This window comes from Paenibacillus aurantiacus (assembly GCF_042431225.1).
GTDB classification, from domain to species: Bacteria; Bacillota; Bacilli; order Paenibacillales; family Paenibacillaceae; genus Paenibacillus_Z; species Paenibacillus_Z aurantiacus.
The window spans coordinates 67,025-92,719 of sequence record NZ_JBHMDO010000042.1 but is presented as its reverse complement, the minus strand read 5'-3'; the positions used below and the strand labels follow the sequence as shown (position 1 = coordinate 92,719).

Sequence of the window (25,695 nt, the reverse complement as noted above, 5' to 3'; positions counted from 1 at the left end):
CTTTGGTTCCCCTCGGCGAAGGGGAAGGGGCGTGGGGAAGCGCGCGCTTGGAGCTTTGTCCGCAAGGACAAAAGCGTGCCGAGCTCGAACCCACCAGCCGACCGCGAACAATTATATTGGCACGAAGACGGAGTCCAGAGGGCGAAGCCCTTTGGTTCCCCTCGGCGGAGGGGAAAGGGGAGGGAAAAGATGGCGCTTGCGCATGTGGAATTTTTCGCGGAGACGCTCGGGCTGCAAAGCTCGATCGACGTAATTTTGCCTGAACGGTCGCGCAGAAGGGTAGGGCTGGAATCGGCGGATGTCAGTCCGCCGTATCCGGTGCTCTATCTGCTGCACGGTGCGTCCGACAATCACACCTGCTGGCAGCGGTTCAGCTCGATCGAGCGGTATGCCGCGGACAAAGGGTTGGTCGTCGTCATGCCCGCCGTCCAGTACAGCTTCTACTCCGATATGAAGCAGGGCTTCCCGTACTGGACGTATCTAACCGAAGAGCTGCCCGAAATCGTGCGCGCGTTCTTCCCTGTGTCGGACCAGCGGGAGGATACGTTCGCGGCGGGGCTGTCGATGGGCGGCTACGGCGCGTTCAAGCTCGGCATCCGGCAGCCGGAGCGGTTCGCGGCGGTCGCGAGCTTGTCGGGCAGTCTCAGTCAGCGAAGCCGGATCGTCACGGACCCGAACGCGGGCTTTCACAATCCGATTCTGTTCGAGATGGCGAGACTGACGTTCGGCTCTGCGGAGGCGTATGACGGGAGCGAACATGATTTGGCGCATGTGCTGGAAGGAAGGATCAAGGAAGGCGCGCGGCTGCCGAAGTTTTATCAAGCGTGCGGGACGGCCGATTTCAATCTGGACATCAATCGTAACTTTCACCGGCAGTTCGCAGGTCGTGTCGATCTGACCTATCTCGAGACGACGGATGCGGGGCACGAATGGCACTATTGGGATACCGCGATCCAAGACGTACTGGATTGGCTGCCGATTCGGCGGGCTAGCGCGGACGGAGAACACGATAGTAATGGAGACGAGAGGGGCGAATAGGGCCATGCGGGAGGAGCAGGAGAATAGCTTGCGCACGAGCGTGTCCCCGAACGTGGAGGGGCAAGACGGAAGGAGAAGACAGGTTGATGCCGGCACGATCATCGTCGACACCGATCATGTGCTGGTCGAGCGCTACATGGGCGTCGGCTTCGAGTGGGACCCATCCGACGATTATGAGTATACGGAAGAACAATGGGCAATGATTGTCGAGCGGGTGGCGTTCACTAGGGTGCCGCTGATCCGACTCATGCTGCGGGCGAACGCCTACACGACGGGTTGGGACGCGGACGGGGATCCGATCTACGATTGGAATACGCCGATGATGAAGCGGGCTTATCGCATTCTGGATTATTGCGAGCGCCATGACATCAAGGTGATCATCGGCGAATGGAGCCGCAGCCCGGAGATCGGCCTGACGGCTTCGGACGATGCGGCGTGGGCGGAGCTGATCGGAGACTTCCTCGTCCATATGCTGGATGTGAGAGGTTACACCATCCTGATGTACTACAATTTCATCAACGAGCCGAATGGCTCTTGGGCGACGGAGGACGGCAACCGGTTCGCGCTCTGGCGGCGCGGCATGCTGCATGTGCGCCGGATGATGGAGGAGCGAGGCTTGACGGAACGCATCGGGCTGATCGGCCCGGACTCCTCGAATGAAGACGACTGGGTTGATCTGACCGTCTATGCGCTGGACGATGTCGTGGCTGCTTACGACGTGCACCGCTACGTGAATGACCTGGATATCGTCAGCGGCGGCATGGAGCGGATGGTGCGGGCGAAGCGGGATTTTATCGACCGTTACGATTCCTTCGGCGCAGCGAAGCCTTATCTGATGACCGAGGCGGGCATCGTGGAAGGGAAGGACGAAGCGCACGACCAGCAGAGCCGCGTGAAGACGTTCGAATATGGCCTGCTGATGGCGGACTTCGCGATCCAGACGATCCGTGGCGGGCAGGCGGGCGTTGTCGCCTGGATGCTGGACGATTCGATGCACCGCGCCCCCGGCTATCCGGCTGGCTCCGGCCAGTTGAAGACATGGGGATTCTGGAACACGGTCGGCGACGCGACTGATCGCCAGCTGCGTCCGTGGTATGACCCGATGGCGCTGATGTCGCGGTATTTCCCGAGAGGAAGCCGGATCGTGTACGCGAGCGAGTGCGGCATACCAGGCGTGCGTGCGGCGGCGGCCACGCTCCCGGGAACGGATGGACGCGAGCATCTGTCGCTGGTGGCGGTCAATCATCGGGATGAGGAGCAGACGGTGCGGTTGGTTGTTCCGGATGCGGCAGAGCGGACGGCCTTGCGGGCGTATCAATACCGCGAGGACGCGCGGGCGGCGGATGATGCCGGATTCCCTGCTCCGGCGTTCCGGATTGAAGCTGCGGATCTGGCGGCAGGCTTGGAGGTGCGGCTGCCGGGACGAAGCGCGCTGCTGCTGACGACGATGGAGTCTGGAGCGGACGGCCTTCGACTGAGGGAATCGCGTAATATCGCGCGGCTCCGGCCGGTTGCCGTCAGCTCCTGCCAATATACGAGCGAGCTGGGCGGCGAATGCGCGGTGGATGGCAGACGGGAGACGGCTTGGGTATCCAAACGCCGGGGCAGTCAGTGGCTGACCGTCGATCTGCAGGCTGCTTATCTCGTAGAGCGGATCAAGCTGCTGTGGGGCGAAGGGTATGCGCGAACGTTCGACTTGGACGCCTCAATAGACGGCGAACGGTGGACGACGATCGTCTGGCAGACGCACGGGGCGGGCGAGCCGGAGCAAGTGTGGCCGGAGCGCCTTGTCGCGCGGTATATCCGCGTGAATATGACGGAAGCGGGCACGACGCTCGGGTACGCGATTCGGGAGCTGGCGGTGTACGGCGAACTCGCTGGAAGCGAAGACGAAGGAGCGCGGGCGGTAGCTGCGGCGCGTCCCGATGCGGAGCGAATCGTCGGCTCGAAGACAACCGCACCGCTGCCATCCAAAGGACGACAGGGTGCGAACGAGACTAATTCTGTGCGTCCCAATGAGGAAAGTGTCGTCAGTTCGAAAACAACCGCACCGCTGCCATCCAAAGGACGACAGGGTGCGAACGAGACTAATTCTGTGCGTCCCAATGAGGAAAGTGTCGTCAGTTCGAAAACAACCGCACCGTTGCCATCGGAAGGTCGACAGGGTTCGGATGAGATCGGAGGCGTCGGCGACGCCTGGTCGCAAGAGGAGGCATCGCAATGAGGCTCGGACTTGGACTCGGACAGCGCATGCTGACGCCGGATAACTTCCGCTTCGCCCGGCAGATGGGCTGCACGGATATCGTGGCGCATTTGACGGATTACACGGAGCCGGTGATCGATCTGGCGCGGCATGAGGAGATGTATACGCTGGAATCAATGCTTCGCTTGAAGGAGCAGATGATTGCGGAAGGGCTCGCATTTCATGCCATCGAGAACTTCTGCCCCGCCCATTGGTACGACGTGCTTCTCGACGGGCCAAGACGAGGCGAGCAGATGGAGCGGCTGAAGACGATTGTCCGAAGCGCTGGACGCGCGGGTATCCCGGTGGTCGGCTATAACTTCAGCATTGCCGGCGTCTGGGGGCTGACGAACGAAGCGGCGGCGCGCGGACGGGCAAGGACGGCGGTGTTCCACAATCCAGACCAGACCCCAATCCCGCAAGGGACCGTCTGGAACTTCGTATACGACCCCGGAGCGCCCGAGAGCTACGTCGCCCCGATCGCCGAGGAACAGCTGTGGGACCGGGTCGAAAGGTTTTTGCGGGAGATCATCCCGGTGGCGGAGGAGGCGGGCGTCATCATGGCCGCGCACCCGGATGACCCGCCGCTGCCCACAGTACGCGGGACGGCCCGGCTGGTCTATAAGCCGGACTATTATCGTCGACTTCTCGACTTGTACCCCAGCCCGTCGAACAAGCTGGAGTTCTGCATGGGGACGACGGCGGAAATGACGGAGGGCAGCGTGTACGAAGCGATAACGGATTACGGACGGGATATCGGGTATATCCATTTTCGCAACGTGAAAGGCAAGGTGCCGCATTACGACGAGGTATTCCTCGACGAAGGCGACATCGATATGATCCGGGCGCTTCGGCTGTGCAAGCGCTCCGGCTTCGACGGCGTGCTCATTCCCGACCATACGCCGATGACGCAATGCGCGGCGCCGTGGCATGCAGGCATGGCGTACGCGCTCGGTTATATGCGGGCTGCGATCACCATGATCGAGCGGGAGGAAGCGAGCGAACGCGCGGCCGGGAAGGAGGCGAATACGCCATGAGAATCGCCGTAACCGGCGGGAGCGGCCGAATCGGCGCTTACGTGATCGAAGAACTGCTCGCGCATGGACACGATCCGGTCAATCTGGACCGGCAGCACCCGCGCAAGCGGCTGTGCCGGACCCGAATCGTCGATCTGCTTGACCTGGGCGAGGTGTACGGCGCGCTGCAAGGCGCTGCGGCCGTCATCCATCTGGCTGGCATCAACGCGCCGGGAACGTATCCAAGCGAAAAAGTTTTCCAAATCAACGTCATGTCCACCTATAATGTACTTGAGGCGGCGGCCGGTCTTGGCATCGCCAAGACTGCAATCGCTTCCAGCGAATCCATTTATGGCTATTGTTATGCGGAGAACCGCTTCTCGCCGCATGCGCTCCCCGTCGATGAATCGCATCCGCTGCTCCCGCAGGAGGGATACGGGCTATCCAAAATCGTCTGTGAGCAGACAGCCGCCATGTTCCATCGCAGATGCGGCATGCAGGTCGTCTCGCTCCGGTACGGCCACGTGCCGCTGCCGGACGAATACGAGTGGCTGGCCCGCCACGAAGGCGCATCGCGATTCTTGTGGAGCTACGTGGACGCGCGGGACGCGGCGAGGGCGGCGCGCCTTGCGGTGGAGACGGACGGCATCGGCTGCGAAGCGGTGAACGTCACGGCCGACGACACCTGTTCGCCGCTGGACAACGCCGAGCTGCTGAGTCGGTACTACCCTTCTTTGGCCGAGCGTTTCGCCGGTCACGCCGGGCTATCCGGCCATGCGGCGTGGTCCAGCAACGCGAAGGCGAAGCGGTTGCTCGGGTGGAAGCCCATTCATGGCTGGCCGCGGCCCGGCAATGAATAACGAGTGCGGCAAGACAGCTTCGAGGAGGATAAGGAGGAGAATCGTACATGGGTAAATACGCGGTGGTTACTGGTGCGGATCGGGGGCTTGGCTTCGCGCTGACGATGGAGCTCGTGAAAGAGGGTTACACGGTGTTCGCGGGACAGTTCTTGTCAGATTGGCCCGCTCTCTCGGAGCTGCCGGAGGAGACGCGCGACCGGGTGATCGTGCTGGAGCTCGACGTGTCGGACGAAGTGAGCGTGCGCGAGGCTGCCGGGCGGATTGCGGCGCGTACGGACCGGATCGACTTGCTCGTGAACAATGCAGGCATCGCGGGCAATCAGGAAGGGAACATTCACGGCGGGCTGGATTACGAACGGCTGCAGAAAATGTACCAGGTGAACGCGGTCGGGCCGCTGCGGATGGCGGAGGCGCTGAGCGGTCTGCTCCTTGCTGGCGAGCGGAAGCTCGTCGTGAACATTTCGTCCGAGGCGGGCCAGATCAACCAGACATGGCGCGAAGGCTGGTACGGCTACTGCATGTCGAAGGCGGCGCTTAATATTCAATCCAACATCCTGCACAACGAGCTGCGCAAGCACGGCGGCAAGGTGCTCGTCATCCATCCCGGCTGGATGCGCAGCTATATGGGCGGCACGCTTAGCGAACACGGCGCGATCTCGACGGAGGAAGCGGCTGTCGGCATCGCCGGCGTCATCGCGGCTTATTCGGAGGAGACGGAAGACCGCGCGCATCCGGCGTTCCGGGATTATACCGGGGCCGAGATGAGCTGGACCTAATACCAGGGAGGCGATACGAATGACGGAACTTAGGAATGCGCTGATTATCGGGGATTTGACGAATCCGCAATACCACCCGCTGCAGGCGGCGATGGACGAGGTTCGGGATATTTTTCAAGGCGTGCTTGCGCTGACGGCGACGGAGGACTATGGCCGGCTGCGCGCGTCGGAGCTGGCGCCGTTCGAGCTGGTCATCTCCTACGCCGACGCGTGGCAGATCAAGAAGAAGCGCGAAGAGGTCGCCGGTCTGCTCGGCTACGTGAGCGGCGGAGGCGGTCTGCTCGTCATCCACAACGGCATCTCGCTGCAGTGCGATCCGGAGCTGGCGCAGCTGATCGGGGCCAAGTTCACCGGGCATCCGGAATATACGGAGCTGCGGTTCCGCCCGGCGGCAGGCGCGGAGGGACATCCGATCATGGCAGGCATCGAAGGCTTCACGATGGACGAAGAGCCGTACCGGTTCGACATGGACCCGATCGGACAGACGACGCTGCTGCTCGAATATGAGCATGAAGGCGCGCGCTGGCCCGCGGCATGGGCGCACGACTTCGGCCTCGGCCGCGTCGTCTATCTCATGCCGGGCCACCACAACCCGTCGTTCAAGAGCGAGACCTACCGGCGGCTGATTAAGCAAGCGGGATTGTGGGCGCTGCGGCGTTAGTTTTGGGAAGGGGAAAGGATTGTGAATCCGGAGCAGCAGGCCTGGTTGCGCAGCAGACACGAGTATAACTCCGACGAAACGACGACAACCGTGACGGAAATGCTAGAGCTAGACGGCTATCAATTCGTCAAGACCGAAACCTCATATGGCAAAAGTAGCGCACAGTCTGTCAGGTATAGCGCCTACGTCGATTATCAAGAGGCGGGAAGTTTCTACGCTACGCTGGACGAAGCGATTATCGGCGCTCTCGTACATCGGAACTATGGGCATTCGTATGGGGCGGCATCGTTTATTCACCGCTCCATTACGCAGTCTCCGTCCATACTGGACCTCCTTCCCAGAGATAAGATGGATACGGAGACGGTGCGTCGCTTGCAAGACGTTCATCCGCTGCAGCTTCAGCCTATACTGCCCGAATTGCTGACTTGGATGCAGGATATCAATTGGCCTGTAGCTCAGGAGCTGCCCAAGGTGCTCATCCCATGCGGGAAGCTGCTTATACCCGAGCTGAAGCGCGTGTTGAACTCGCATGATGATATGTGGCAATACGCGTGTTTAGGGTGGATCATTCAGGAACTGCCGGACGATGTTATTGGCGAATTGACATCGGAGCTGCAGCGCTTGGTATTACAACCGACCATCGCGGAGCAAGAATATGAATTGGATATCGCGGCAAGTCAACTATTGGCCAGATTAACGAAATGATTAGGCTTTACCCCACGCCGGACATGTACATTTATCCATTCCTGAGTCCCGCCCGCCATATAGTCGTGGAGATTTTGTCCAATGTTGTCGAATCCCCCCCATGGCCTTTAGTTGACAGGCTTATGACTAGGATTAACTTCAATACCGACTGAAGCTTTGTCCGACAGGACAAAAGCGTGCCAGCTCGAAGCAACACGCCGTCCGCGAACAATTGAGTCCGCACGAAGAAGGGAGTCCAGAGGTAAAAGTTTTCCGGAGGAAAACTGCTTCGGAAGCATACGCTTAGTCCTTTGGTACCCCTCGGCGGAGGGCAATGCTGTCAGGTTAAGAGCGCCGGGACGTGGTAGGAGCTTGCTCGTCTGTAGGCCGTCCATGCCTCGATAGCGATGCTAATTGTCGCTATTGCTCTTCCACAGGCTATCCGAGCACCCGATAACGACGCCTATGTCGTTATTGCTCGTCCACAGGCAGCCGTTGCTCTCGATAACGACGCCTATGTCGCTATTGCTCTTCCACAGGCTATCCGAGCACCCGATAACGACGCCTATGTCGCTATTGCTCTTCCACAGGCCGTCCGCGCTCCCGATAACGACGCCTATGTCGTTATTGCTCGTCCACAGGCTATCCGAGCACCCGATAACGACGCCTATGTCGCTATTGCTGTCCACAGGCCGTCCGTGCTCCCGATAATGACTTCTATGTCGCTATAACTTGTCTGCAGGCAGCCGTTGCGCCCGATAACGGCGCCTAGGTCGTTATTGCTTGTCTGCACGCCGCTCATACTCCATCCGGACGTTTCTCCTTAACCTGACAGCATTGCGGCGGAGGGGGGAACAAAAGTGGGGTCAAAGGGGCGGAGCCCCTTCTTAACCTGACGGCATAGAGACTTTGGTACCGGAGGGCGCGTCCCTTTTTTAGGCACAAAGCATCGCCTCGGCCTATTTTTCGAAGAAGGTCTTGCCAAATTTGATTTTTATGGCAATATAGATACGTAGCGTATCGAACACCACCGCATGACCCCTTGCAAGTTCGGTAGATCCCCCTCATTCGGCAAGTGTTTTCCGATCTTGCCCATCTGTTTTCTCCCCAACGTTTTCTACCTTTTCTCTTTTTCCCTCGATTGTTGTTTGGTTTAGCAAGTTCATTTTCTCCCACTACTATTGCGTTGTCCTTACGCTCTGAAAGGAGGTGAAGGGCATACGGAACGATCGACGACAAGCATGCCGCATCTAAGAGGCGGCTCTATGGATATTCCCGCGTATGACTGACTGTCCACTCCTCGATTAGAAGCGCCATCCACGAAAGCCATAGCTTGTCCGCTCGTTATCCCTCGGGTGCGGTCCTGCCCCGCGTATGTCTTTGTCCATCCCGCGTTCTTCCATTCATCCTTTATTCCAAATGAAAATCAATTGATATCGGAGGTTTTATAATTATGCAAGGTTTGTTTGTGCTGAATACGACAACGGTTCGCCGTAAAATTGGGGCTGCGCTGCTGGCGGCTTCGCTCATCCTGCCGGGAAGCGCCGCATTCGCGGAGGAAGGCGACGACTGGATTCCGGATCCGCCGAGCTCGATTGCGTTCGACGCGGCGCAGGTGACGGTCGATGAAGGCGCCGGCTACGTCTATGTCGGGGTGAGCCGCACGGGCGCGGCCAGTTCCTTGACGGTCGACTATGCCACGTATGGCGGGACGGCGACGGAGGGAGCGGATTACTTGGCCGCAAGCGGACAGCTTACCTTCGGACCGGGCGAGACGTTCGCCACGATCGAAATTCCGATTACGGACGACATCAAGCACGAGCCGGACGAATCGTTCACTGTCGAGCTGTTCAACGTCAGCGACGGGGAGACGACGATCGATCGCGGCACGACGACGGTAACCATCGTCGACAACGATCCCGACGTGCCGTACAATCCGGGCAAGCTGGCTTTCTCGGCGGCGCTGACCGAGATCGACGAGAACGACCCGGAAGGGACGGTCTACGTGACGGTGACGAGATCCGAAGGCACGGACGGCTACGTCTCGGTCGATTATCAAATCGACAGTGGCACGGCGAGCAACGGGGCCGACTTCGAAGGCGTCGGCGGCACGCTGACGTTCGAGCCGGGCGAGAGCAGCAAGACGATACCGGTGACGATCTACGACGATGGAGATGGCGAAGGGAACGAATATTTCTCTCTGGCCCTGAGCAATCCGACCAATGACGCGACGCTCGGCGATACGTTCGTCACAAAGGTTCGCATTCTGGATAACGAGCCGTGGACCCCGCGCGCGGGCAGCTTCGAGATAAATCCGACCGCGCCGATGGGCGAAGCATCCGGTACGCATTACATTGGCGTCATTCGCACGGATGGCGCGGACGTGGAAGCAGCCATCGACTATACCATCACGGGAGTCACCGCCGAGGAAGGAAAAGACTTTACCGGTACGAACGGCACGCTTGTTTTCCCGTTGGATGAGACGCTGCAGTATATCCCGCTGCCGATTCTCGACGACGCGCTGTCCGAGGGCAACGAGACGCTGACGATCACGCTGTCCAATCCGACGAACGGTGCAGTCATCGGCACGTATGGAACGCGAACGTATACGATCGAGGACAACGAGCCGCACGAGGAGCAGCATCCGGGCATGTTCATGCTAGGCGCGAGCCAATATGCCGTCGGTGAGAATAGCGGATCGGCGAAGCTGCAGGTGACGCGGATGGACGGCGACGACGGCGAAGCTACGCTGACGTATGCGATTCTAGGCGGAACGGCCGCGGAGAACACGGATTACGTGGGCAACAGCGGTCAGCTGACATTCGCGGACGGCGAGACGGAGAAGTTCATCGAGGTCCCTCTTGTGGACGACAGCGTGCATGAGGCGGATGAGCAGTTCCAAGTTCGCCTGCTGGATGCGACAGGCGGCGCGGTCGTCGGTCCTAACTATCTGAGCACCGTCACGGTCAAGGACAACGATCCGACGGGCGTGCTGCAGTTCAGTCCGTTCACGACAACCGTCTATGAAGAGAACAAGCAGGTGACGATGACGGTCGCCCGCACCGGTGATACAAGCGGCTCCGCTTCGGTGCACTATGCCACGAAGGATTATTCGGCGCTTGCGGGCAGAGACTACGCAGCGCAATCGGGCGTGCTGAACTTCGCGCCGGGCGAGACGACGAAGACGATTACGATCACGATGTACGACGACAGCGTCAAAGAATGGTTCGAATATTTCTCGATCCTGCTGTCCGCTCCGACAGGCGCGGAGCTTGGGACCTATTCAACGGGGTTTGTCTATGTTTACGATAACGACAAATACACCCTTCCGACGTGGCCGCGTTACTAGACTTCTCTAGCAGGACAAGGAACACCGTTCGTTTGTTGGGCGATGGACGGAAAGTCGCGTTCTTCTCCAAAGACGGCAGCACCCTCCGGGAACACGATCCCGAGATGTGCGGCAAGCTGCTGAAAGGTGCGGATTTGGTGCCGGTGAAGGTGAAAGAAGGCGCCATTACCCGCGAAGACATCCAATTCATCGGCGAGGTTGGAGGCGCCCTATACTTCGGCTATCGCCGTCCGAACGACAAAGGCGGCTATGATTTCGTGCGGCTAAGCTACGCGTTGGCGTTGGCTAGCTAGAAATAACGTCGAGCCGTACGGTCCGTACTTATAATGGTCCGCAAGGTGCTTCATTGGCCGTAGAACGACAGAAGGATCGCAGTTACCGGCATGCCGGAGCGCGATCCTTCTTTGTGCTGCCGCCGCAATATCTACCGCCCTCGTCAACGCTTCGGTCGCAGTACGACCGTCCGAGCTCCGGCCGGACGCCAATTAATGATCTTCACGAGCTGGTCCTGCATGTACGATGTGGAGTGTGCGAACCCGCTCTCGACCCAGTGCAGGACGAGGCCGAGCAGCGCGTGGATGGAGTAAATGGCGAGCAGCTCGCGATCGGGGCCGTCCATATCGTACACCAGCTCTTCTTGGGTGATCCGTTTGAGCGCGGCGAACAGTCTCTCCCTCAGCAGCGGAAGGACGTCGCTTTTCATCAGCGTCGTGTAGACGTCGGCGTGCTGGTGAAAATGCTCGAAGATTTTGACCGAATTGGCCTGCAGTTCGTGAATGTCGAACACCTGAACGTTCTCGTAAGGGGCCCGGTAGGATTGAAGCAGCTGCTCGATCAACTGCTCCAGCACATCGTCTAGCAGCGCTTCTTTGCTCTCGTAATTCGCGTAGAACGTGCCGCGGTTATAATCGGCGAACTGGACGATCTCGGTGATAGAGATCGCGGTGAACGGCTTCTGCGCCATGAGCGCGAGCAGCGCTTCGCGCAAGGCTGCACGGCTTCGGAGAATCCGCCGGTCGGTTTTCTTCATATCGGACATGCCACTCATTCCCTCTTCGCGTTATTGAACAGTATCGCGCGATTTGTCCGTTAGCGGTCAAAACCGCTGATTTTACTGATTGTAACCCCTTCCAAATCTCTATTATACTCGCCTTAACAGCTGTTCTCTACTGTACAGTTGTTGGTTTACTCCTTCAGCCGGCATCTTCTTCATGACGCTGCCGAATCCTATACTGCAGAACATTCAGGAGGTCATTCACATGAAGCTTACGGATAAAGTAGCCGTCGTCACAGGCGCGGCATCGGGCATGGGCAAGGCGATCGCAGAACTGTACGCAGCGGAAGGCGCGAAGGTCGTCGTTGCCGATCTGCGGCTAGAATCCGCGCAAGAGGTCGTGACAGGCATCGAAGGGAAGGGCGGACAAGCAATCGCGGTTGTGGCGAACGTCGCCATCGAAGCGGATATCCAGCACATGATCGACACGGCTGTCGAGCAGTACGGCACGGTTGATATTCTGGTCAATAACGCGGGCATTATGGACAACTTCGTACCGGCGGGCGAGTTAACGGATGAGCTGTGGGATCGCGTCTTCGCGGTCAATACGACAGGACCGATGCGGGCGACGCGCAAAGTGCTGCCGATCTTCCTGGAGAAGAAAAGCGGCGTCATCGTTAACGTTGCTTCCGCAGGCGGTTTGTACGGCTCCCGAGCAGGCGCGGCTTATACGGCGGCGAAACATGCGGTGGTCGGCTTCACGAAGAATGTCGGCTTCCAATACGCAACCTCGGGCATCCGCTGCAACGCGATCGCGCCGGGCGGGGTGGCGACGAACATCGGCACGTCGATGACGGCACCGAACGAATTCGGCATGAGCCGGGCGATGGTCGGCATGCAGGTCAACCCGCGCGTAGGCGGTCCGGAGGAAATTGCAAAGGTCGCGCTGTTCCTAGCTTCCGACGATTCCAGCTTCGTGAACGGTACGGTCGTGACGGCCGATGCAGGCTGGACGGCATACTAAGGATTGAACCTCTATATGCGACTAGCAAGGCGGTCAACGGCTTTATGCCGATTGGCCGCTTTTTTTGCGGTGAGAGTGGCGGGCTTTCACGTAAAATGTGCATACAAATGCTTGCATGATGCAAAATAATGGGGAACTTGTAAATGAACCGCCAAGCGGAGGTGAACGGCGTGTCCGAATTGGTCATGGATCGGACGATCCTTATATCCATCGACATCATAACCGCTCTGGCCTTGATCCGGCTCACGTCCAAAGACAAGCTTCGAGAAGCGACGATCATCTTTCTCTTCAAGCAGACGATGACATGGAGCTTCGGCCTGCTCGTCGTGGAATGGGGCTTGATCGAATACCCGATCCGCGAATTCGTGAAAGCGAATGCGACGAGTTTCTCATTCGAATATTTCATCTACCCAGCGTTGTGCGTCATCTTCAATCTGCATTATCCGACAGGCGCCAAGTGGAAGAAGTGGGCGTGGTTCCTTGCCTTTCCGACCGCGATGACGATCTTGGAAGTCGAGATCGAGCGCAACACGGAACTGATCCATTATGTGCATTGGAACTGGTGCTATACCTGGGTAACGCTCTTGACGACATACTTTATGTCGCGGGTATATTTTCTGTGGGTGTACCGTCACAGCGGCAAAGGCTACAGCTGGTAAAACCCCGTCGGGCGCCCGACGGGGTTGGTTCATTTGCCCGGTCGAGTATCGTTATAGCGGTTCTCGGCCTTGCCAGCGCCATCGGATTCGTTACAATAATGGGGGACAAGCGACACAGCCCGGCAGTGACCGGATGCGTCCTTGCTCATGGCCCCGCGTATGTGAGACAATGCGATTGGTCTCATGGCTTCATGACGATAAGATTCGATTAGAGCGCGAACACAAAGAGGAGGACACACGGTATGCGTACGATCAAGCTTGGCACGAGCGGATTGGATGTACCTGTTATCGCGGTTGGCTGCATGCGGATCAACTCGCTGGAGAAGAACGAAGCGGAACGGTTCGTGCAAGCTTCGTTGGAGCAAGGGGCGAACTTCTTCGACCACGCGGACATTTACGGCGCGGGCGCCTGCGAAGAGATTTTCGCCGATGCGATACATATGAATGACAGCGTGAGGGAGAACATCATCCTGCAGTCCAAATGCGGCATTCGCCCTGCGCAAGGGATGTTCGACTTCTCGAAGGAGCATATTCTCGCCTCCGTCGACGGCATCCTGTCGCGGCTTCGTACCGACTATTTGGATATCCTGCTGCTGCACCGCCCGGATACGCTTGTCGAGCCGGAGGAAGTGGCGGAAGCGTTCGATCTGCTGGCACGCTCGGGCAAGGTGCGTCATTTCGGCGTGTCCAACCAGAACCCGACGCAGATCCAGCTGTTGCAGAAATACGTGAAGCAGCCGCTGGTCGCCAACCAACTGCAGTTGAGCATCACGAACGCGACGATGATTTCGAGCGGATTCAATGTGAACATGGCTAACGATTCGGCGGTGAACCGAGACGGCGGCATTCTGGACTTCTGCCGCCTGCACGACATCACGATTCAGCCGTGGTCGCCGTTCCAATACGGCTTCTTCGAAGGCGTGTTCCTCGGCAGCGACAAGTTCCCGGAATTGAACCGGGTTATCGACGAACTCGCGGCCAAATACGAAGTTAGCGCCACGACGATCGCAATGGCGTGGCTGCTCCGGCATCCGGCGCGCATGCAGCCGGTGACGGGCACGATGAACATCGAACGCCTGACCGATTGCATCAAGGCGAGCCACGTCGAACTGACGCGCGAGGAATGGTACGCGATCTTCCGCGCGGCAGGCAACGTGCTGCCGTAAAGGGTAGAGAGCTTCGCGAGCGGGTGTTTCTCGCCTCTGTACGCACGACAGTCCCCGGTCCGATTTGGGCCGGGGACTGTCTGTCTTTTGGCGGACGTAATGCTGCTCCCAGCCACGGCTGCACGCAAACCAATCTCATTGACAGAATGCTGCTCGCAGCCACGGCTGCACGCAAACCAATCTGTCATTTTACAGAGAACTTGCCAAATCCCATTTCACGAGCGGAACTTATTTCCATCGTCATCGAAGTAGGATAGAATGGGAATGTATCTCGTAACGCTAGATTTTGGTAACGAATGAATAGGAGGCGTTGTTCATGAAGTATCGGAAATTAGGCGGCAGCGGCATTAAGGTTAGCGAAATCAGCTTGGGTAGCTGGCTTACATACGGCGGCTACGTAGAGCGCGAGAACGCGGTGAACGCGATCAAGACGGCCTACGAGCTGGGCATCAATTTCTTCGACACGGCCAACGTGTACGAGCGCGGCGCGGCGGAAGTGCTGGTCGGCGAAACGTTGAAAGCGTATCCACGGCATTCCTACGTGCTGGCGACGAAGGTGTTCGGCCAGATGGGCGACGGTCCGAACGACCGCGGGCTATCCCGCAAGCACATTCTCGAACAAGCGGACGCCAGTCTTAAGCGGCTCGGGCACGATTACGTGGACATTTACTACTGCCACCGCTACGATCCGGAGACTCGGCTCGAAGAGACGCTGCGCGCGCTGGACGATCTCGTTCGCCAAGGCAAGGTGCTGTACGTCGGCGTGAGCGAGTGGCAGGCCTCGCAGATGGCGGAGGCGCTTGGCGTCGCGGATCGCTACCTGCTGGACCGGATCGTCGTGAATCAGCCGATCTACAACATGTTCGAGCGCTATATCGAGAAGGAAGTCATCCCCCTCGGCGAACGCGCCGGCATTGGACAGGTCGTGTTCTCGCCGCTGGCACAGGGGCTCTTGACCGGTAAATACACATCGGCTTCCGCGATTCCGGAAGACAGCCGCGCGGCAAGGCTAGAGTGGGTTCGCAACGGCATCTCGGAGGAGAAGATCGCGAAGGTGCGCGCGCTCGAGGGCATCGCGGCCGAGCTTGAACTCACTGTCGGGAACCTGGCGCTCGCCTGGATTCTCCGCCAGCCGAACGTGGCGAGCGCGCTCGTCGGCGCGAGCCGTCCGGAGCAAGTAACCGAGAACGCGAAGGCGTCCGGTATTGAGCTGAACGAGGAGACGCTGAAGCGGATCAACGAGATTTTGGCATAATCATATTCCGATCAGGCAAAGGAGAGCTTGCAATGGCAAAGGTAGTGGTAACGGGCGGAAGCGGAATGCTGGGCCGGTGGGTCGTGAAGCATTTCGTCGAACAAGGCTATGAGGTGCTGAGCGTGGACAATCGTCCGCCCGAAGAAGCGGTCTGCCCCTCGCTGACGATCGATCTGGAGGATTTGGGCCAGACGTACGGGGCGCTTGCGGGCGCGGACGCGGTCGTCCATATGGCGGCGATCCCCAGAGCGGGCATGACCTCGCCGGAGGTGACGTTCCGCAATAACGTCATGACGACCTATAATGTGCTGGAGGCGGCGGCCGGTCTAGGCATCCGCAAGGCGGTGATCGCCTCGAGCGAATCATCCTACGGCATCTGCTTCGCGGTCCATCCGCTAAGCCCGGAGTACGTCCCGATGGACGAGGCGCATCCTCAGCTGCCGCAGGACAGCTATGGACTGTCCAAGATCGTGAACGAAGCAACGGCGGACATGTTCCACCGCCGTACAGGCATGCAGGTCGTATCGCTGCGGCTCGGCAACGTCATTCCGCCGGAATGGTACGAACGGTTCCCATCGTTCATCCACAAGCCGGAAGAGCGCGAGCGAATCCTGTGGAGTTATATCGACACGCGCGACGCGGCGGAAGCTTGCCGGCTGGCGGTCGAGGCGGAAGGACTCGGTTCGGTCGCGCTTAATCTTGCGGCGGACGAGTCGAGCATGGACATCCCGAGCCGGGAGCTGATGGCAGCGCGCTATCCGGGCGTGACCGACTTCCGCGCCGAGCTGTCCGGTTACGAGTCGCTGCTCAGCAGCGAGAAGGCAAAGCGCCTGCTTGGGTGGCAGCCGAAATATAAGTGGCGCGAGCAGCTGGACCGCTAACCGGTGAGCTATGTGCTGCTCCTGCTGGCGACGCTGTCTTGGAGCTTCGTCGGCATTCTCGTCAAGACCGCCTCGGGCATGGCGGACAGCTGGCTCATCACGTTCGCGCGATTTTTCTTCGGCGTTGTCTTCCTTGGCGTCTACCTGCTTGCGAAGGACGGTAGAATCTCGCTTCGGGCTGCGCTTCCTTGGATCTGGATCGGCGCGATCGGCAAGTCGCTGAACTACCTGTTCGAGAATATTGCGATCGCGATCGGCTATGCCTATGGGGATATTCTCGTGCAGCCGGCCCAGACCATCACGCTTCTATTGGCGGCGCGCTTCATGCTCGGCGAGCGAATTACGCCGCGAGGCTGGGTTGCTTCCGCATTGTGCGTGACCGGGGTGCTGATCGTCGGCTGGAACGGGACGCCGATCGGGCAGCTGCTCGGCGGCGGCGCGCTCACGACGCTGCTGTTCACGCTCGCCGGCATCGGCGCGGCTGTGCATATCTTGAGCCAGCGCGTCCTCGTGCGGACGATGGACGCGGGCAATTTGAACTTTTCGGTGTTCCTCTGGAGCGCCGCGATGTGCGCGATTCCGCTGCCATTCCAATCGGAGGGCATAAGCGGCGAAGCGACGGCCGGTGCCTGGATCGCCTTGGTGCTGCTGGGCGTCATCACGGGCCTTAGCTTCCTATGGTTCGCCGAAGCCATCAAGAAGGTGCCCTTCGCGATCGTGGCGATTGTCGGCAACAGCTCGGTGCTGTTCACGATCCTGTGGGCGTATTTGTTCTTCCAAGAGCCAATCACATGGATCATCATCTTGGGGACGGTCGTCTTCATCTCCGGCTTTCTGCTGCTCAACTTCTCGGTGCCGCGCAAGGGTGCGAAGCAGGAGAGCGCCGAGTTGACCGCATAAGTCGCGGCTGATGCAGCCCGGGGCGGCGGCTTGCGGGCTTACATAACGCAATGGATTCGAGCCTCCGGCACGCCATGTCCCGGAGGCTAATGCTTTACGAACAAGTGAAAGGATATGGTGAATGATGACGTTGAACGTAGGTATCGTAGGAACCGGCTGGTTCAGTCACGTGCACGCCGATATTTTGTCCCGCATGGACGGGGTGGCCGTTAACGCGTTCGTGGGGTCCAGTCTAGCCAAGGCCGAGCAATCCGCGCTGCGTTACGCGCCGGCCAAGCCTTACGAGAACGTCGAGCAGATGCTTGATCAGGCGAAGCCGGACGCGGTGTATATATGCGTGCCGCCGTTCGCGCACGGCGACATCGAGCGTCGGCTTGTTGAGCGCGGCATACCGTTCCTTGTCGAGAAGCCGCTTGGCACCGATATGGAGGAGCCGCTGGCCATCGCGGAGGCTGTGAAGCAAGCTGGACTGGTTACCTCTGTGGGCTATCATTTCCGGTACGCCGACGCAGCCGCGAGAGCGGCGGATCTGCTGCGCGGCCGAACGGCCGGCATGGCGCTCGGGTATTGGATGGGCGATATGCCGCAGGTGTATTGGTGGCGGAAGCAGGAAGGCTCCGGCGGCCAATTCATCGAGCAGACGACGCATATTGTCGACCTGCTCCGGTATTTGCTCGGCGAGGTGGATGAAGTGTATGCCGCCTTCGCGCAGCGTGCGATGCATGAGCAATACGAAGGGGTAACCGTCCACGATGTAGGCACCGTGACGATGAAGCTGGCGAGCGGCGCCGTCGCCACGATCTCCAATACGTGTATCCTCCCTGATGGCGGGCAGGTCGGGCTGACCGTCTACACGGCGCAAGGTCAGGTCGAGGTGCGGCCAGATAAGCTGATCGTGACGGAGAAAGGCGTTCTAACCGAGCACCGGAACGCGGGCAATCCATACGAGCGCGAGAACGAGGCGTTCATCCACGCCGTGCGCACGGGCGATGTCTCTAGCATTCGTTCATCGTATGCGGACGCCGCGCGGACGATGGCGGTAACGCATGCCGCGCTGCGCTCGGCAGGCAGCGGGCTGCCAGTGCGGGTGGAATACGGCGATGAGGTCGCAAGCAAAACGCGATAAAGTATGCTTTTTACAGGCGTGGGGTATTTTATGGAACAACGACCTGCATCGGGAGGCATACAACGTGAGTCATCAAACTTCTCTTACGTCGGCAGAAGTAGGGAATCTGTGGAATTTCTACATGGCCAATACGCTGTCGCACTGCTTGCTGAGCCATTTTCTTGCGACGGTCGAGGATAAGGAGGCCGGGCGTATTCTCAACAAGTGCGACAAGCTGGCCGTGGATATCTATGAATTCGTCGTGAAGACGTATCGGTCCGAACGATATCCGCTGCCTGTCGGGTTCACGGAGAAGGATGTCAACAAGAGCGTGCCCCGCTTATTCTCGGACAATTTCTACCTGGAATTCATGGACATGATGCTGAAGGTAGGCACGATTTATTATGCGATCACGCTCCCCAACACCTCGCGGCCCGATATGCGCAAAGCGATCACGAAGTTTCTCTTCGAGACGGTCGAGCTCGCCAATGAAATGACGGACCTGATGCAGCGCAAAGGCTTATACATCCGCCCGCCCTACATGCCGCCGTCCGAGCCGGAGATCGTGCACAAGCAAAGCTTCTTCAACGGATTGTTCGGAGACAAAAGGCCGCTGCTTGGCGTCGAGATTTCGCAAATCTTCGCGAACTTGCAGTTCAATACACTGAAGGCCGTGCTGCTGATCGGTTTCGCCCAAGTGGCGGAGTCCCAGAAGATCCGCGATTATTTCATCCGCGGCAAAAATATCAATCACAAGCAGGACCGCGATCTGCTGACCGTGCTCGAGAAGGAGGATTTGCCCGCGACGATCCCTTCGCAATACACGGTCACCACGAGCACGGTAGCGCCCTTCTCGGACAAGCTGATGTTGTTTCTCGTGACGAGCCTCTCCTCGGCCAAAGCGAGAAATTTCGGGGACTCGATCGCCGTCAGCCCAAGGCATGACCTGGGTGTGATCTACGCGAAGCTGTTCGCCGAGACAGGCAATTATGCCGAGGACGGCGGCAATCTCATGATCGAGAATGGCTGGATGGAGCAACCGCCTCACACGCCGGACCGGCATAAGCTGGCGATGAAGACATAAGCGATAGGAATTATGAGGGGTGGGGAACGACTTAAGGCGTCTAACGGTCACGTTGGACGCCTTTTTTCGTTTGCGCTCCTTCGCGCCGCATGCTCCAGTCTAAATCCGCAGCGCCGCCTCGTTCAGCGCAAGCCGATACCCTTTCACAAGCGCTTCGCCGCCCGTCATATCCGTCTCGCTCGCCCGTTCGAAGCCTAGCCGCTCGTACAGCCGGATCGCGTCCTGCATCAGATCGGTCGTGTGCAGATTCAGGCGATCGGCGCCGAGCGCCTTGGCGCGGCGGATCGCCTCGCGAATGAGCAGCGTCGCCACGCCTTGGCCTCTTGCTTCCGGCGCGACCGCTAGATAACGAAAGACAGGATTGCGGATGTTTAGCTCCGGCATCCCGTATGCTTCCTCCGAAGAGCCGAACAGCTGCAGACTGCCGATGAGGCGCCCTTCCGCCACGGCGACGATCCGGGCGATCGGTCGTCCTTCATCGAATGAAGCGCGCAGCGAAGCCTGGTACGTCTCCCAACGCCCGGCGGGCAGCCCATCCGCGTATTGGCCGTATGCGTCCAGCAGCACGGCGATGAAATCGTCGCGATCCTCCTCTCTCGCATCTCTCACTTCGATAACGGCGTTATGCATGCGCATCCCCCTTTACATTTTTCATACGCCAACTATATTCCCAAATTCCAACTATTCCTATATGATAAAGTAAATTTCAATGCTGGAATTGAAAACTTCTATCGTGCCCATTCATTCCAAGGAGGGATCCAAGCATGAATATCGAGAACATCGAAGCGTTCGTCTACGTCAACCATTACGGCAGCTTCAACAAGGCAGCGGAAGTGTTGTTCCTGTCACAGCCGTCGGTGACCGCCCGCATTCAGACGCTCGAGCGCGAGCTGGATTGCAAGCTGTTCGATCGCCAGGGCAAGCAGATCATGTTGACAGAGAAAGGCAAGCAATTCCTTCCTTACGCCCAGCAAATTCTCCAGACTATACAGAAAGGCCGGCTTCATCTGCAGGACCGGGTCGTCCGTCCTCAGGAGCTGCGCGTAGGCAGCACGGTGTCGGTGTCGAATTATTTGATCCCGGATATTCTGCCGCAGCTCCGCCGCCAGTTCCCCGAACTAGCGTTCAAGCTGACGACCGCGCCATCCGACGAGCTGGTCAAAAAGCTGCTCGACCGGGAGATCGACATCGCGTTCGTGCGCAAGCTAAGCCATCCCTCGCTGCAATCCTATCCGTTCTACGAAGATCCGATCCGCCTATATGTCTATGAAGGACATCCATTCGCCGAAACGCGCCGGGTGACGATCGGCGAGATTCGTCACCAGACGCTTGTCTTCTTCGAATGCGGCTCGCTCGACTGGCTTCGTCTGCACCGCGTCTTCGAGCATCTCGAGCATAAGCCGCATATCGTGTTCCACGCCGACAACTCCGAGACCGCCAAGAAGCTGGTGCTTCAGAAGGCGGGCATCTGCTTCCTGCCGGGCTTGTGCGCCAAGGAGGAAGAGCAGCTGGGAAGTCTGATCCCGGTCGAGATCGAGGAGACGAAGGGCATCTCGCTGCATACGAACCTGATTGCTCTGACCGGCGAGAACGAAGAATTCATCCACGCGATTTTGGCGAAGGAGAGCATGTACAGTATTTGAGCACGGCAAAATGCTGAGCAGATTAATATCTGCTCAAACCAATTTGCCGGGGCAAAATGCTGAGCAGTTTACGATCTGTGGCAAAATGCTGCTCAGTTTATCCGCTGGGGCAAAATGCTGCCCAGTTTATCAACTGGGCAAACCCATTTGCCATGCTCAAACCAATTTGCCGTGGCAAAATGCTGAGCAGCTTACGATCTGTGGCAAAATGCTGCTCAGTTTATCCGCTGGGGCAAAATGCTGCTCAGTTTATCCGCTGGGGCAAAATGCTGCCCAGTTTATCAACTGGGCAAACCAATTTGCCATGCTCAAACCAATTTGCCGTGGCAAAATGCTGAGCAGCTTAATATCTGCTCAAACCAATTTGCCGTGCTCAAGCCAATTCTCCATTCTTCAATCAATCTATAGAGAATCTCTATTAGCGCGGCCTCAAGAGGCGATGATACAGTAATAACATCCTAAATCCCATTAAACACATGGGAATTATGTTTATCCAGATAGAAGGGGTGAAGTCATGGGGGAAGTGTTCCGTCTGGCGGGCGTGAATGATGCGGCGCGGCTGCGCGAAGTCATCTACGAGGCGTATTCGCTCATCCGGGAACTGAAGCTGAGCTGGCCGGCTGCCCATGCGGACGTCGCGTTGGTGAGGGATAACATCATTCGGAACGAATGCTACGTGCTGGAAGCGGACGGCGTCATTAAGGCCACCGTCACGCTGTCCAAGGGGAACGAAGTAAAGGAATTTACGGACCATCCGTTCATCAAATGGTTCGCGGTGCATCCGAACGATCAAGGTAAAGGGTACGGTGACAGACTGCTCACCTGGGTGGAATACGAGGTCATCCGCGAGCGGGTCGGCGAGCCAGCGGTGACGCTCGCTACCGCGGAGCGGCATCCTTGGCTACTGCCGATGTATCTTCGCCGGGGCTACGAGAGCATCCGGGCGTTCGACCCGGGTAACGGGGACGGCACGATGCATCTGCTGCGCAAGGTGATCGACCCGGATCTGTTCGCACGTCGGAACGGAGACCGTCGGCAGGCTGCCGGACAATAAAACCAATGACAAAGGTCAATGCTGCATTCCCGGTCTTGCGACCGTGAACGCAAACCAATGACCTGATACCACCAAACTAGAAATGGCGATGGCGGCACGGCGACCCGCACATGGGCGCGGCCGTCTCCCGAATATGGAGGGGCATGAACGATGAAGAGAAGAATGTTGACGGCAGCTGCGGCTGCGCTATCCTTGACGCTGGCGGTCACGGGCTGCGGCTCGAGCAATAACGAAGGCGGGAACAACAAGGCGGTGAACGCGTCCGCGGGAGCATCCGGCGGGAACGCGAAGGCCGGCGCGGGGGTCACGAAGATCGTCGTCGGGACGGGCACGGAATTTCCGCAAATTTGCTTCATCGACGAGAACGGTAAACTAACCGGCTTCGACGTAGAACTGGTACGCGAGATCGACGAACGCCTGGCGGAATACGAGTTTGAATTCCAGTCGATGGAATTCTCGAACCTCTTGCTGAGCCTGGAGACGAAGAAGATCGACTTCGTGGCGCACGAGATGGAGAAGAACCCGGAGCGCGAGCAGAAGTACCTGTTCAACAAGGTGCCGTACGCGCACTGGCGCAACCGGATTATCGTCGCGAAGGACAACGATACGATCAAGACGCTGGACGATCTCGCCGGCAAGAAGGCGATTACGAGCCCGACGAGCGCGGGCAACCAGATTCTCGAGAATTATAACAAAGATCACGACAAGAAAATCGAGATCGTCTATGAAGGCTCCGCGGCCAACGACTCGATCAACCAGATCGCGAGCGGCCGCGTCGACGCGACGATCGGGGCGGACTTCGCGCTGGCGCTCGAAGACCCGCAGAAGAAGCTGAAGACGGTCGGGGATCCGCTGTCCGAGGCGGACATCCTGTTTATTTTCCGCAAGGACGAACCGGAAGCGCAGAAGCTGTCGGATGCAATCGATGGCGCGCTGACGGAGATCAAAGCCGACGGCACCCTCGGCAAGCTGAGCGAGGAGTGGCTGGGCAGCGACTTTACGGGGGATACGGTCAAGTAGCGCAAGGCACTAAGACGAGAAAGGTGAGAGCGACGGATGGAGTATGGCTTCGATATCACCTACGTATTTGATTTTATCCCCAAGCTGCTGCGGGTGCTGCACCTGACGCTTGCGATCGTGGCCGGCGCCATCGGACTTGGGCTGGTCGCCGGCTTGCTGGCGGCGCTCCCGAGGCTGTACAAGGTGCCGGTGCTGCAGCGGCTATCCCAAGTGTACGCGTCGTTCTTCCGGGGTACGCCGATGCTCATTCAGCTGTTCCTGTTCTATTACGGGCTGCCGGAGCTGCTGAAGCTCGTGCAGATCGACGTGACCAAGGCGCCGGTGCTGTTCTTCGTCATCGTCACGTTCGGCCTTCATGCCGGCGCGAATATCTCGGAGATCATCCGCGCGGCGGTGACGGCGGTCGATCGGGGGCAGGTGGAGGCCGCTTATTCGGTCGGCATGACGGGGTATCAGTCGTTCACCCGCATCGTGCTCCCCCAAGCGCTGGCGATTGCGGTGCCGGTGTTCACGAACTTGGTCATCGCCATGCTGAAGGAGACCTCGCTCGCCTTCGCGCTTGGCGTCATGGAGCTGACGGGCAAGGCGCAGACGCTCGGCACGCTGACCCGCCACTTCATGGAGACGTATATTGCGCTTGCGATCATTTATTTGGCGGTCAGCTTCACGCTTGAGCGTCTCCTGCTGCTCTTCGAGCGCAGGCTGCAGCGGCACATGCGGCGGGACTCGGCGGAGACGGAACGCGGATGGCGAAGGTGGCGCGGGCGTAGGCCGCTCGCGCAAGTCGCCCCGGAATTGAGCGGCAAGGAGGTGCCGAGGTATGAAGCTTGATCCATCTTTTATCTGGACCGCGTTCGTCGGGCTGCTGCCGGCGATTCCGACGACGCTCATCTTGACGCTCGTCTCGGTCACGTGCGGCTTCCTCATCGGCACGGCGACGGCGCTTGCGCGCATGTACCGCATCCCGGTGCTCGCGCAGCTGGCGAGCAGCTACGTGACGTTCATCCGGGGTACGCCGATGCTCGTGCATTTGCTGCTCATTTATTTCGGCCTGCCGCTTGCGATCGATGCGCTGTCCGCGCAGTTCGACCTCGGCTGGAACTCGGCCAAGGTACCGATGATCACGTTCGCGTTCGTCTCCTTCTCGATTACGGCGGGCGCCTACATGTCCGAGGTGGTGCGCTCCGGGCTGCTTGCGATCGATCGCGGCCAGATGGAAGCGGCGCTCTCGGTCGGCATGACGGTGCCGCAGGCGCTGCGGCGCATCGTGTTCCCGCAGGCGATCGCGGCCGCACTGCCGAACCTGACCAACTCCGTCATCGGCATGCTGCACGGGTCGACGCTTGCGTTCACGGTATCGGTCGTCGATTTGAACGCAAAGGCGCAGATCGTCGCATCGACGAACTGGAAGTATTTCGAGGCATATTTGGCGGTCGCGATCATCTTCTGGGGGCTGACGATCATCATCGAGCGGATCGCGGCGGCGATCGAGCGGCGGATCAGCCTGTACAGCAGAGGAGGGGTAGCATGATCAGTCTAAAGGGCATCCGCAAGAGCTTCGGAAGGCACGAGGTGCTGAAGGGCATCGAGCTGCACGTCGAGAAAGGGGAAGTCGTCGCGATTCTCGGACCGAGCGGCTCGGGCAAAACGACGCTGCTGCGGTGCATCAATTATTTGGAGAAGCCGGGCGAGGGCGAGATTCGCATCGGGGATCAGACGCTCGACGCCAGACGAGCCGGGAAGAAGGATATCCACGCGCTGCGCCGCCGCTCCGCGATGGTGTTCCAGCAATACAATCTGTTCAGCCACAAGACCGCGCTCGAGAACGTCATGGAAGGCCTTGTGGTCGTGAAGAAAATGAGCAAGGACGAAGCGCGCAAGCGCGGCATCGCCCTGCTGGAGAAGGTCGGACTTGGCGCGAAGCTGGACGCCTATCCGAGTCGCCTCTCCGGCGGACAGCAGCAGCGCGTCGGCATCGCCAGGGCGCTGGCGCTCGAGCCGGAGGTCATCTTGTTCGACGAACCGACCTCGGCGCTTGACCCGGAGCTCGTCGGCGAAGTGCTCGCCGTCATCCGACGCATCGCCAAGGAAGGCATCACGATGATCATCGTGACGCACGAGATGGGCTTCGCGCAGGACGTGGCCAATCGCGTCGTGTTCATGGACGAAGGGGTCATCGTCGAGGAGGGGCCGCCCGCGCAGCTGTTCGGCAATCCGAAGGAAGAGCGGACGAAGCAGTTTCTGAAGCGGCTGACGCCGGAGGCGAGCTACACGATTTAGGAGG

General features: G+C 59.1%; 27 protein-coding genes. 24 read left to right on the top strand and 3 right to left on the bottom strand.

Features of this window, described 5'->3' with window-relative positions; all coding sequences use genetic code 11:
* Positions 1 to 189: 189 nt before the first annotated feature.
* The 7 genes from ACFFSY_RS26025 to ACFFSY_RS25995 are packed head-to-tail and all read left to right on the top strand — an operon-like array spanning position 190 to position 7,298.
* Positions 190 to 1,038: an alpha/beta hydrolase gene (locus ACFFSY_RS26025; protein ID WP_377499663.1), complete on the top strand. Its 849-nt coding sequence runs from the start codon at positions 190 to 192 to the stop codon at positions 1,036 to 1,038.
* Positions 1,016 to 3,262: a discoidin domain-containing protein gene (locus ACFFSY_RS26020; RefSeq protein ID WP_377499662.1), complete on the top strand. Its 2,247-nt coding sequence runs from the start codon at positions 1,016 to 1,018 to the stop codon at positions 3,260 to 3,262. The genes ACFFSY_RS26025 and ACFFSY_RS26020 overlap by 23 nt, the downstream gene beginning before the upstream one ends.
* Entirely contained in the window at positions 3,259 to 4,317 is a 1,059-nt protein-coding gene (locus ACFFSY_RS26015; protein ID WP_377499660.1) for a mannonate dehydratase, read from the top strand. The genes ACFFSY_RS26020 and ACFFSY_RS26015 overlap by 4 nt, the downstream gene beginning before the upstream one ends.
* Entirely contained in the window at positions 4,314 to 5,156 is an 843-nt protein-coding gene (locus tag ACFFSY_RS26010) for an NAD-dependent epimerase/dehydratase family protein (protein ID WP_377499658.1), read from the top strand. The genes ACFFSY_RS26015 and ACFFSY_RS26010 overlap by 4 nt, the downstream gene beginning before the upstream one ends.
* A 47-nt stretch (positions 5,157 to 5,203) precedes the next feature.
* The gene (locus tag ACFFSY_RS26005) at positions 5,204 to 5,932 is read left to right on the top strand and encodes an SDR family oxidoreductase (RefSeq protein ID WP_377499656.1); all 729 of its coding nucleotides are present in this window, start codon (positions 5,204 to 5,206) and stop codon (positions 5,930 to 5,932) included.
* A gap of 19 nt (positions 5,933 to 5,951) precedes the next feature.
* Positions 5,952 to 6,593 carry a ThuA domain-containing protein gene (locus ACFFSY_RS26000; protein ID WP_377499654.1) on the top strand — a complete coding sequence of 214 codons (642 nt, stop codon included), beginning with the start codon at positions 5,952 to 5,954 and terminating at the stop codon, positions 6,591 to 6,593.
* A gap of 21 nt (positions 6,594 to 6,614) precedes the next feature.
* Complete coding sequence (locus ACFFSY_RS25995) at positions 6,615 to 7,298, top strand: DUF5071 domain-containing protein (protein WP_377499652.1); 684 nt, start codon at positions 6,615 to 6,617, stop codon at positions 7,296 to 7,298.
* Positions 7,299 to 7,687: 389 nt separating this feature from the next.
* On the opposite strand, the gene ACFFSY_RS25990 is transcribed toward ACFFSY_RS25995, so the two are convergent.
* On the bottom strand, positions 7,688 to 7,966 hold the full coding sequence (locus ACFFSY_RS25990) for a hypothetical protein (protein WP_377499650.1): 279 nt from the start codon (positions 7,964 to 7,966) through the stop codon (positions 7,688 to 7,690).
* Between the two features lie 764 nt (positions 7,967 to 8,730).
* On the opposite strand from ACFFSY_RS25990, the gene ACFFSY_RS25985 reads away from it, so the two are divergent.
* Complete coding sequence (locus tag ACFFSY_RS25985; RefSeq protein WP_377499648.1) at positions 8,731 to 10,626, top strand: Calx-beta domain-containing protein; 1,896 nt, start codon at positions 8,731 to 8,733, stop codon at positions 10,624 to 10,626.
* A 35-nt stretch (positions 10,627 to 10,661) separates the two neighbouring features.
* A complete protein-coding gene (locus ACFFSY_RS25980) occupies positions 10,662 to 10,919 on the top strand; it encodes a hypothetical protein (protein WP_377499646.1) in 258 nt (85 codons plus the stop codon).
* Between the two features lie 143 nt (positions 10,920 to 11,062).
* On the opposite strand, the gene ACFFSY_RS25975 is transcribed toward ACFFSY_RS25980, so the two are convergent.
* Positions 11,063 to 11,665: a TetR/AcrR family transcriptional regulator gene (locus ACFFSY_RS25975; protein WP_377499644.1), complete on the bottom strand. Its 603-nt coding sequence runs from the start codon at positions 11,663 to 11,665 to the stop codon at positions 11,063 to 11,065.
* A gap of 220 nt (positions 11,666 to 11,885) precedes the next feature.
* Between ACFFSY_RS25975 and ACFFSY_RS25970 the strand changes: the two genes are divergently transcribed.
* The 8 genes from ACFFSY_RS25970 to ACFFSY_RS25935 all read left to right on the top strand — a co-directional run bounded on the left by ACFFSY_RS25970 (position 11,886) and on the right by ACFFSY_RS25935 (position 19,694).
* On the top strand, positions 11,886 to 12,644 hold the full coding sequence (locus ACFFSY_RS25970; protein ID WP_377499642.1) for an SDR family oxidoreductase: 759 nt from the start codon (positions 11,886 to 11,888) through the stop codon (positions 12,642 to 12,644).
* A 143-nt stretch (positions 12,645 to 12,787) separates the two neighbouring features.
* A complete protein-coding gene (locus ACFFSY_RS25965; protein ID WP_377499640.1) occupies positions 12,788 to 13,303 on the top strand; it encodes a CBO0543 family protein in 516 nt (171 codons plus the stop codon).
* 242 nt (positions 13,304 to 13,545) lie between these two features.
* Positions 13,546 to 14,469 carry an aldo/keto reductase gene (locus tag ACFFSY_RS25960; RefSeq protein ID WP_377499638.1) on the top strand — a complete coding sequence of 308 codons (924 nt, stop codon included), beginning with the start codon at positions 13,546 to 13,548 and terminating at the stop codon, positions 14,467 to 14,469.
* Positions 14,470 to 14,785: 316 nt separating this feature from the next.
* Positions 14,786 to 15,724 carry an aldo/keto reductase family protein gene (locus ACFFSY_RS25955; RefSeq protein WP_377499636.1) on the top strand — a complete coding sequence of 313 codons (939 nt, stop codon included), beginning with the start codon at positions 14,786 to 14,788 and terminating at the stop codon, positions 15,722 to 15,724.
* 32 nt (positions 15,725 to 15,756) lie between these two features.
* A complete protein-coding gene (locus ACFFSY_RS25950) occupies positions 15,757 to 16,605 on the top strand; it encodes an NAD-dependent epimerase/dehydratase family protein (RefSeq protein WP_377499634.1) in 849 nt (282 codons plus the stop codon).
* Positions 16,606 to 16,608: 3 nt separating this feature from the next.
* A complete protein-coding gene (locus ACFFSY_RS25945; protein WP_377499632.1) occupies positions 16,609 to 17,505 on the top strand; it encodes a DMT family transporter in 897 nt (298 codons plus the stop codon).
* A 124-nt stretch (positions 17,506 to 17,629) separates the two neighbouring features.
* On the top strand, positions 17,630 to 18,631 hold the full coding sequence (locus ACFFSY_RS25940) for a Gfo/Idh/MocA family protein (RefSeq protein ID WP_377499793.1): 1,002 nt from the start codon (positions 17,630 to 17,632) through the stop codon (positions 18,629 to 18,631).
* Positions 18,632 to 18,695: 64 nt separating this feature from the next.
* On the top strand, positions 18,696 to 19,694 hold the full coding sequence (locus tag ACFFSY_RS25935; RefSeq protein WP_377499630.1) for a DUF3231 family protein: 999 nt from the start codon (positions 18,696 to 18,698) through the stop codon (positions 19,692 to 19,694).
* 99 nt (positions 19,695 to 19,793) lie between these two features.
* Here ACFFSY_RS25935 and ACFFSY_RS25930 read toward each other — a convergent pair whose 3' ends face one another.
* Entirely contained in the window at positions 19,794 to 20,324 is a 531-nt protein-coding gene (locus tag ACFFSY_RS25930; RefSeq protein ID WP_377499628.1) for a GNAT family N-acetyltransferase, read from the bottom strand.
* A gap of 134 nt (positions 20,325 to 20,458) precedes the next feature.
* On the opposite strand from ACFFSY_RS25930, the gene ACFFSY_RS25925 reads away from it, so the two are divergent.
* The 7 genes from ACFFSY_RS25925 (at position 20,459) to ACFFSY_RS25895 (ending at position 25,691) form a co-directional block, all read left to right on the top strand.
* Positions 20,459 to 21,337, top strand: coding sequence for a LysR family transcriptional regulator (locus tag ACFFSY_RS25925; protein WP_377499626.1), 879 nt, complete (start codon positions 20,459 to 20,461; stop codon positions 21,335 to 21,337).
* A gap of 10 nt (positions 21,338 to 21,347) precedes the next feature.
* Complete coding sequence (locus ACFFSY_RS25920) at positions 21,348 to 21,788, top strand: hypothetical protein (RefSeq protein ID WP_377499624.1); 441 nt, start codon at positions 21,348 to 21,350, stop codon at positions 21,786 to 21,788.
* Between the two features lie 63 nt (positions 21,789 to 21,851).
* Positions 21,852 to 22,391 carry a GNAT family N-acetyltransferase gene (locus ACFFSY_RS25915; RefSeq protein ID WP_377499622.1) on the top strand — a complete coding sequence of 180 codons (540 nt, stop codon included), beginning with the start codon at positions 21,852 to 21,854 and terminating at the stop codon, positions 22,389 to 22,391.
* A 150-nt stretch (positions 22,392 to 22,541) separates the two neighbouring features.
* Positions 22,542 to 23,411, top strand: a complete 870-nt coding sequence (locus tag ACFFSY_RS25910) for a transporter substrate-binding domain-containing protein (RefSeq protein ID WP_377499620.1) — start codon at positions 22,542 to 22,544, stop codon at positions 23,409 to 23,411.
* Positions 23,412 to 23,447: 36 nt separating this feature from the next.
* Complete coding sequence (locus ACFFSY_RS25905) at positions 23,448 to 24,242, top strand: amino acid ABC transporter permease (protein WP_377499618.1); 795 nt, start codon at positions 23,448 to 23,450, stop codon at positions 24,240 to 24,242.
* Complete coding sequence (locus tag ACFFSY_RS25900) at positions 24,232 to 24,942, top strand: amino acid ABC transporter permease (protein ID WP_377499616.1); 711 nt, start codon at positions 24,232 to 24,234, stop codon at positions 24,940 to 24,942. Before ACFFSY_RS25905 ends, ACFFSY_RS25900 begins: the two co-directional genes overlap by 11 nt.
* Complete coding sequence (locus ACFFSY_RS25895) at positions 24,939 to 25,691, top strand: amino acid ABC transporter ATP-binding protein (RefSeq protein ID WP_377499614.1); 753 nt, start codon at positions 24,939 to 24,941, stop codon at positions 25,689 to 25,691. Before ACFFSY_RS25900 ends, ACFFSY_RS25895 begins: the two co-directional genes overlap by 4 nt.
* The last annotated feature ends 4 nt before the right edge of the window (positions 25,692 to 25,695 follow it).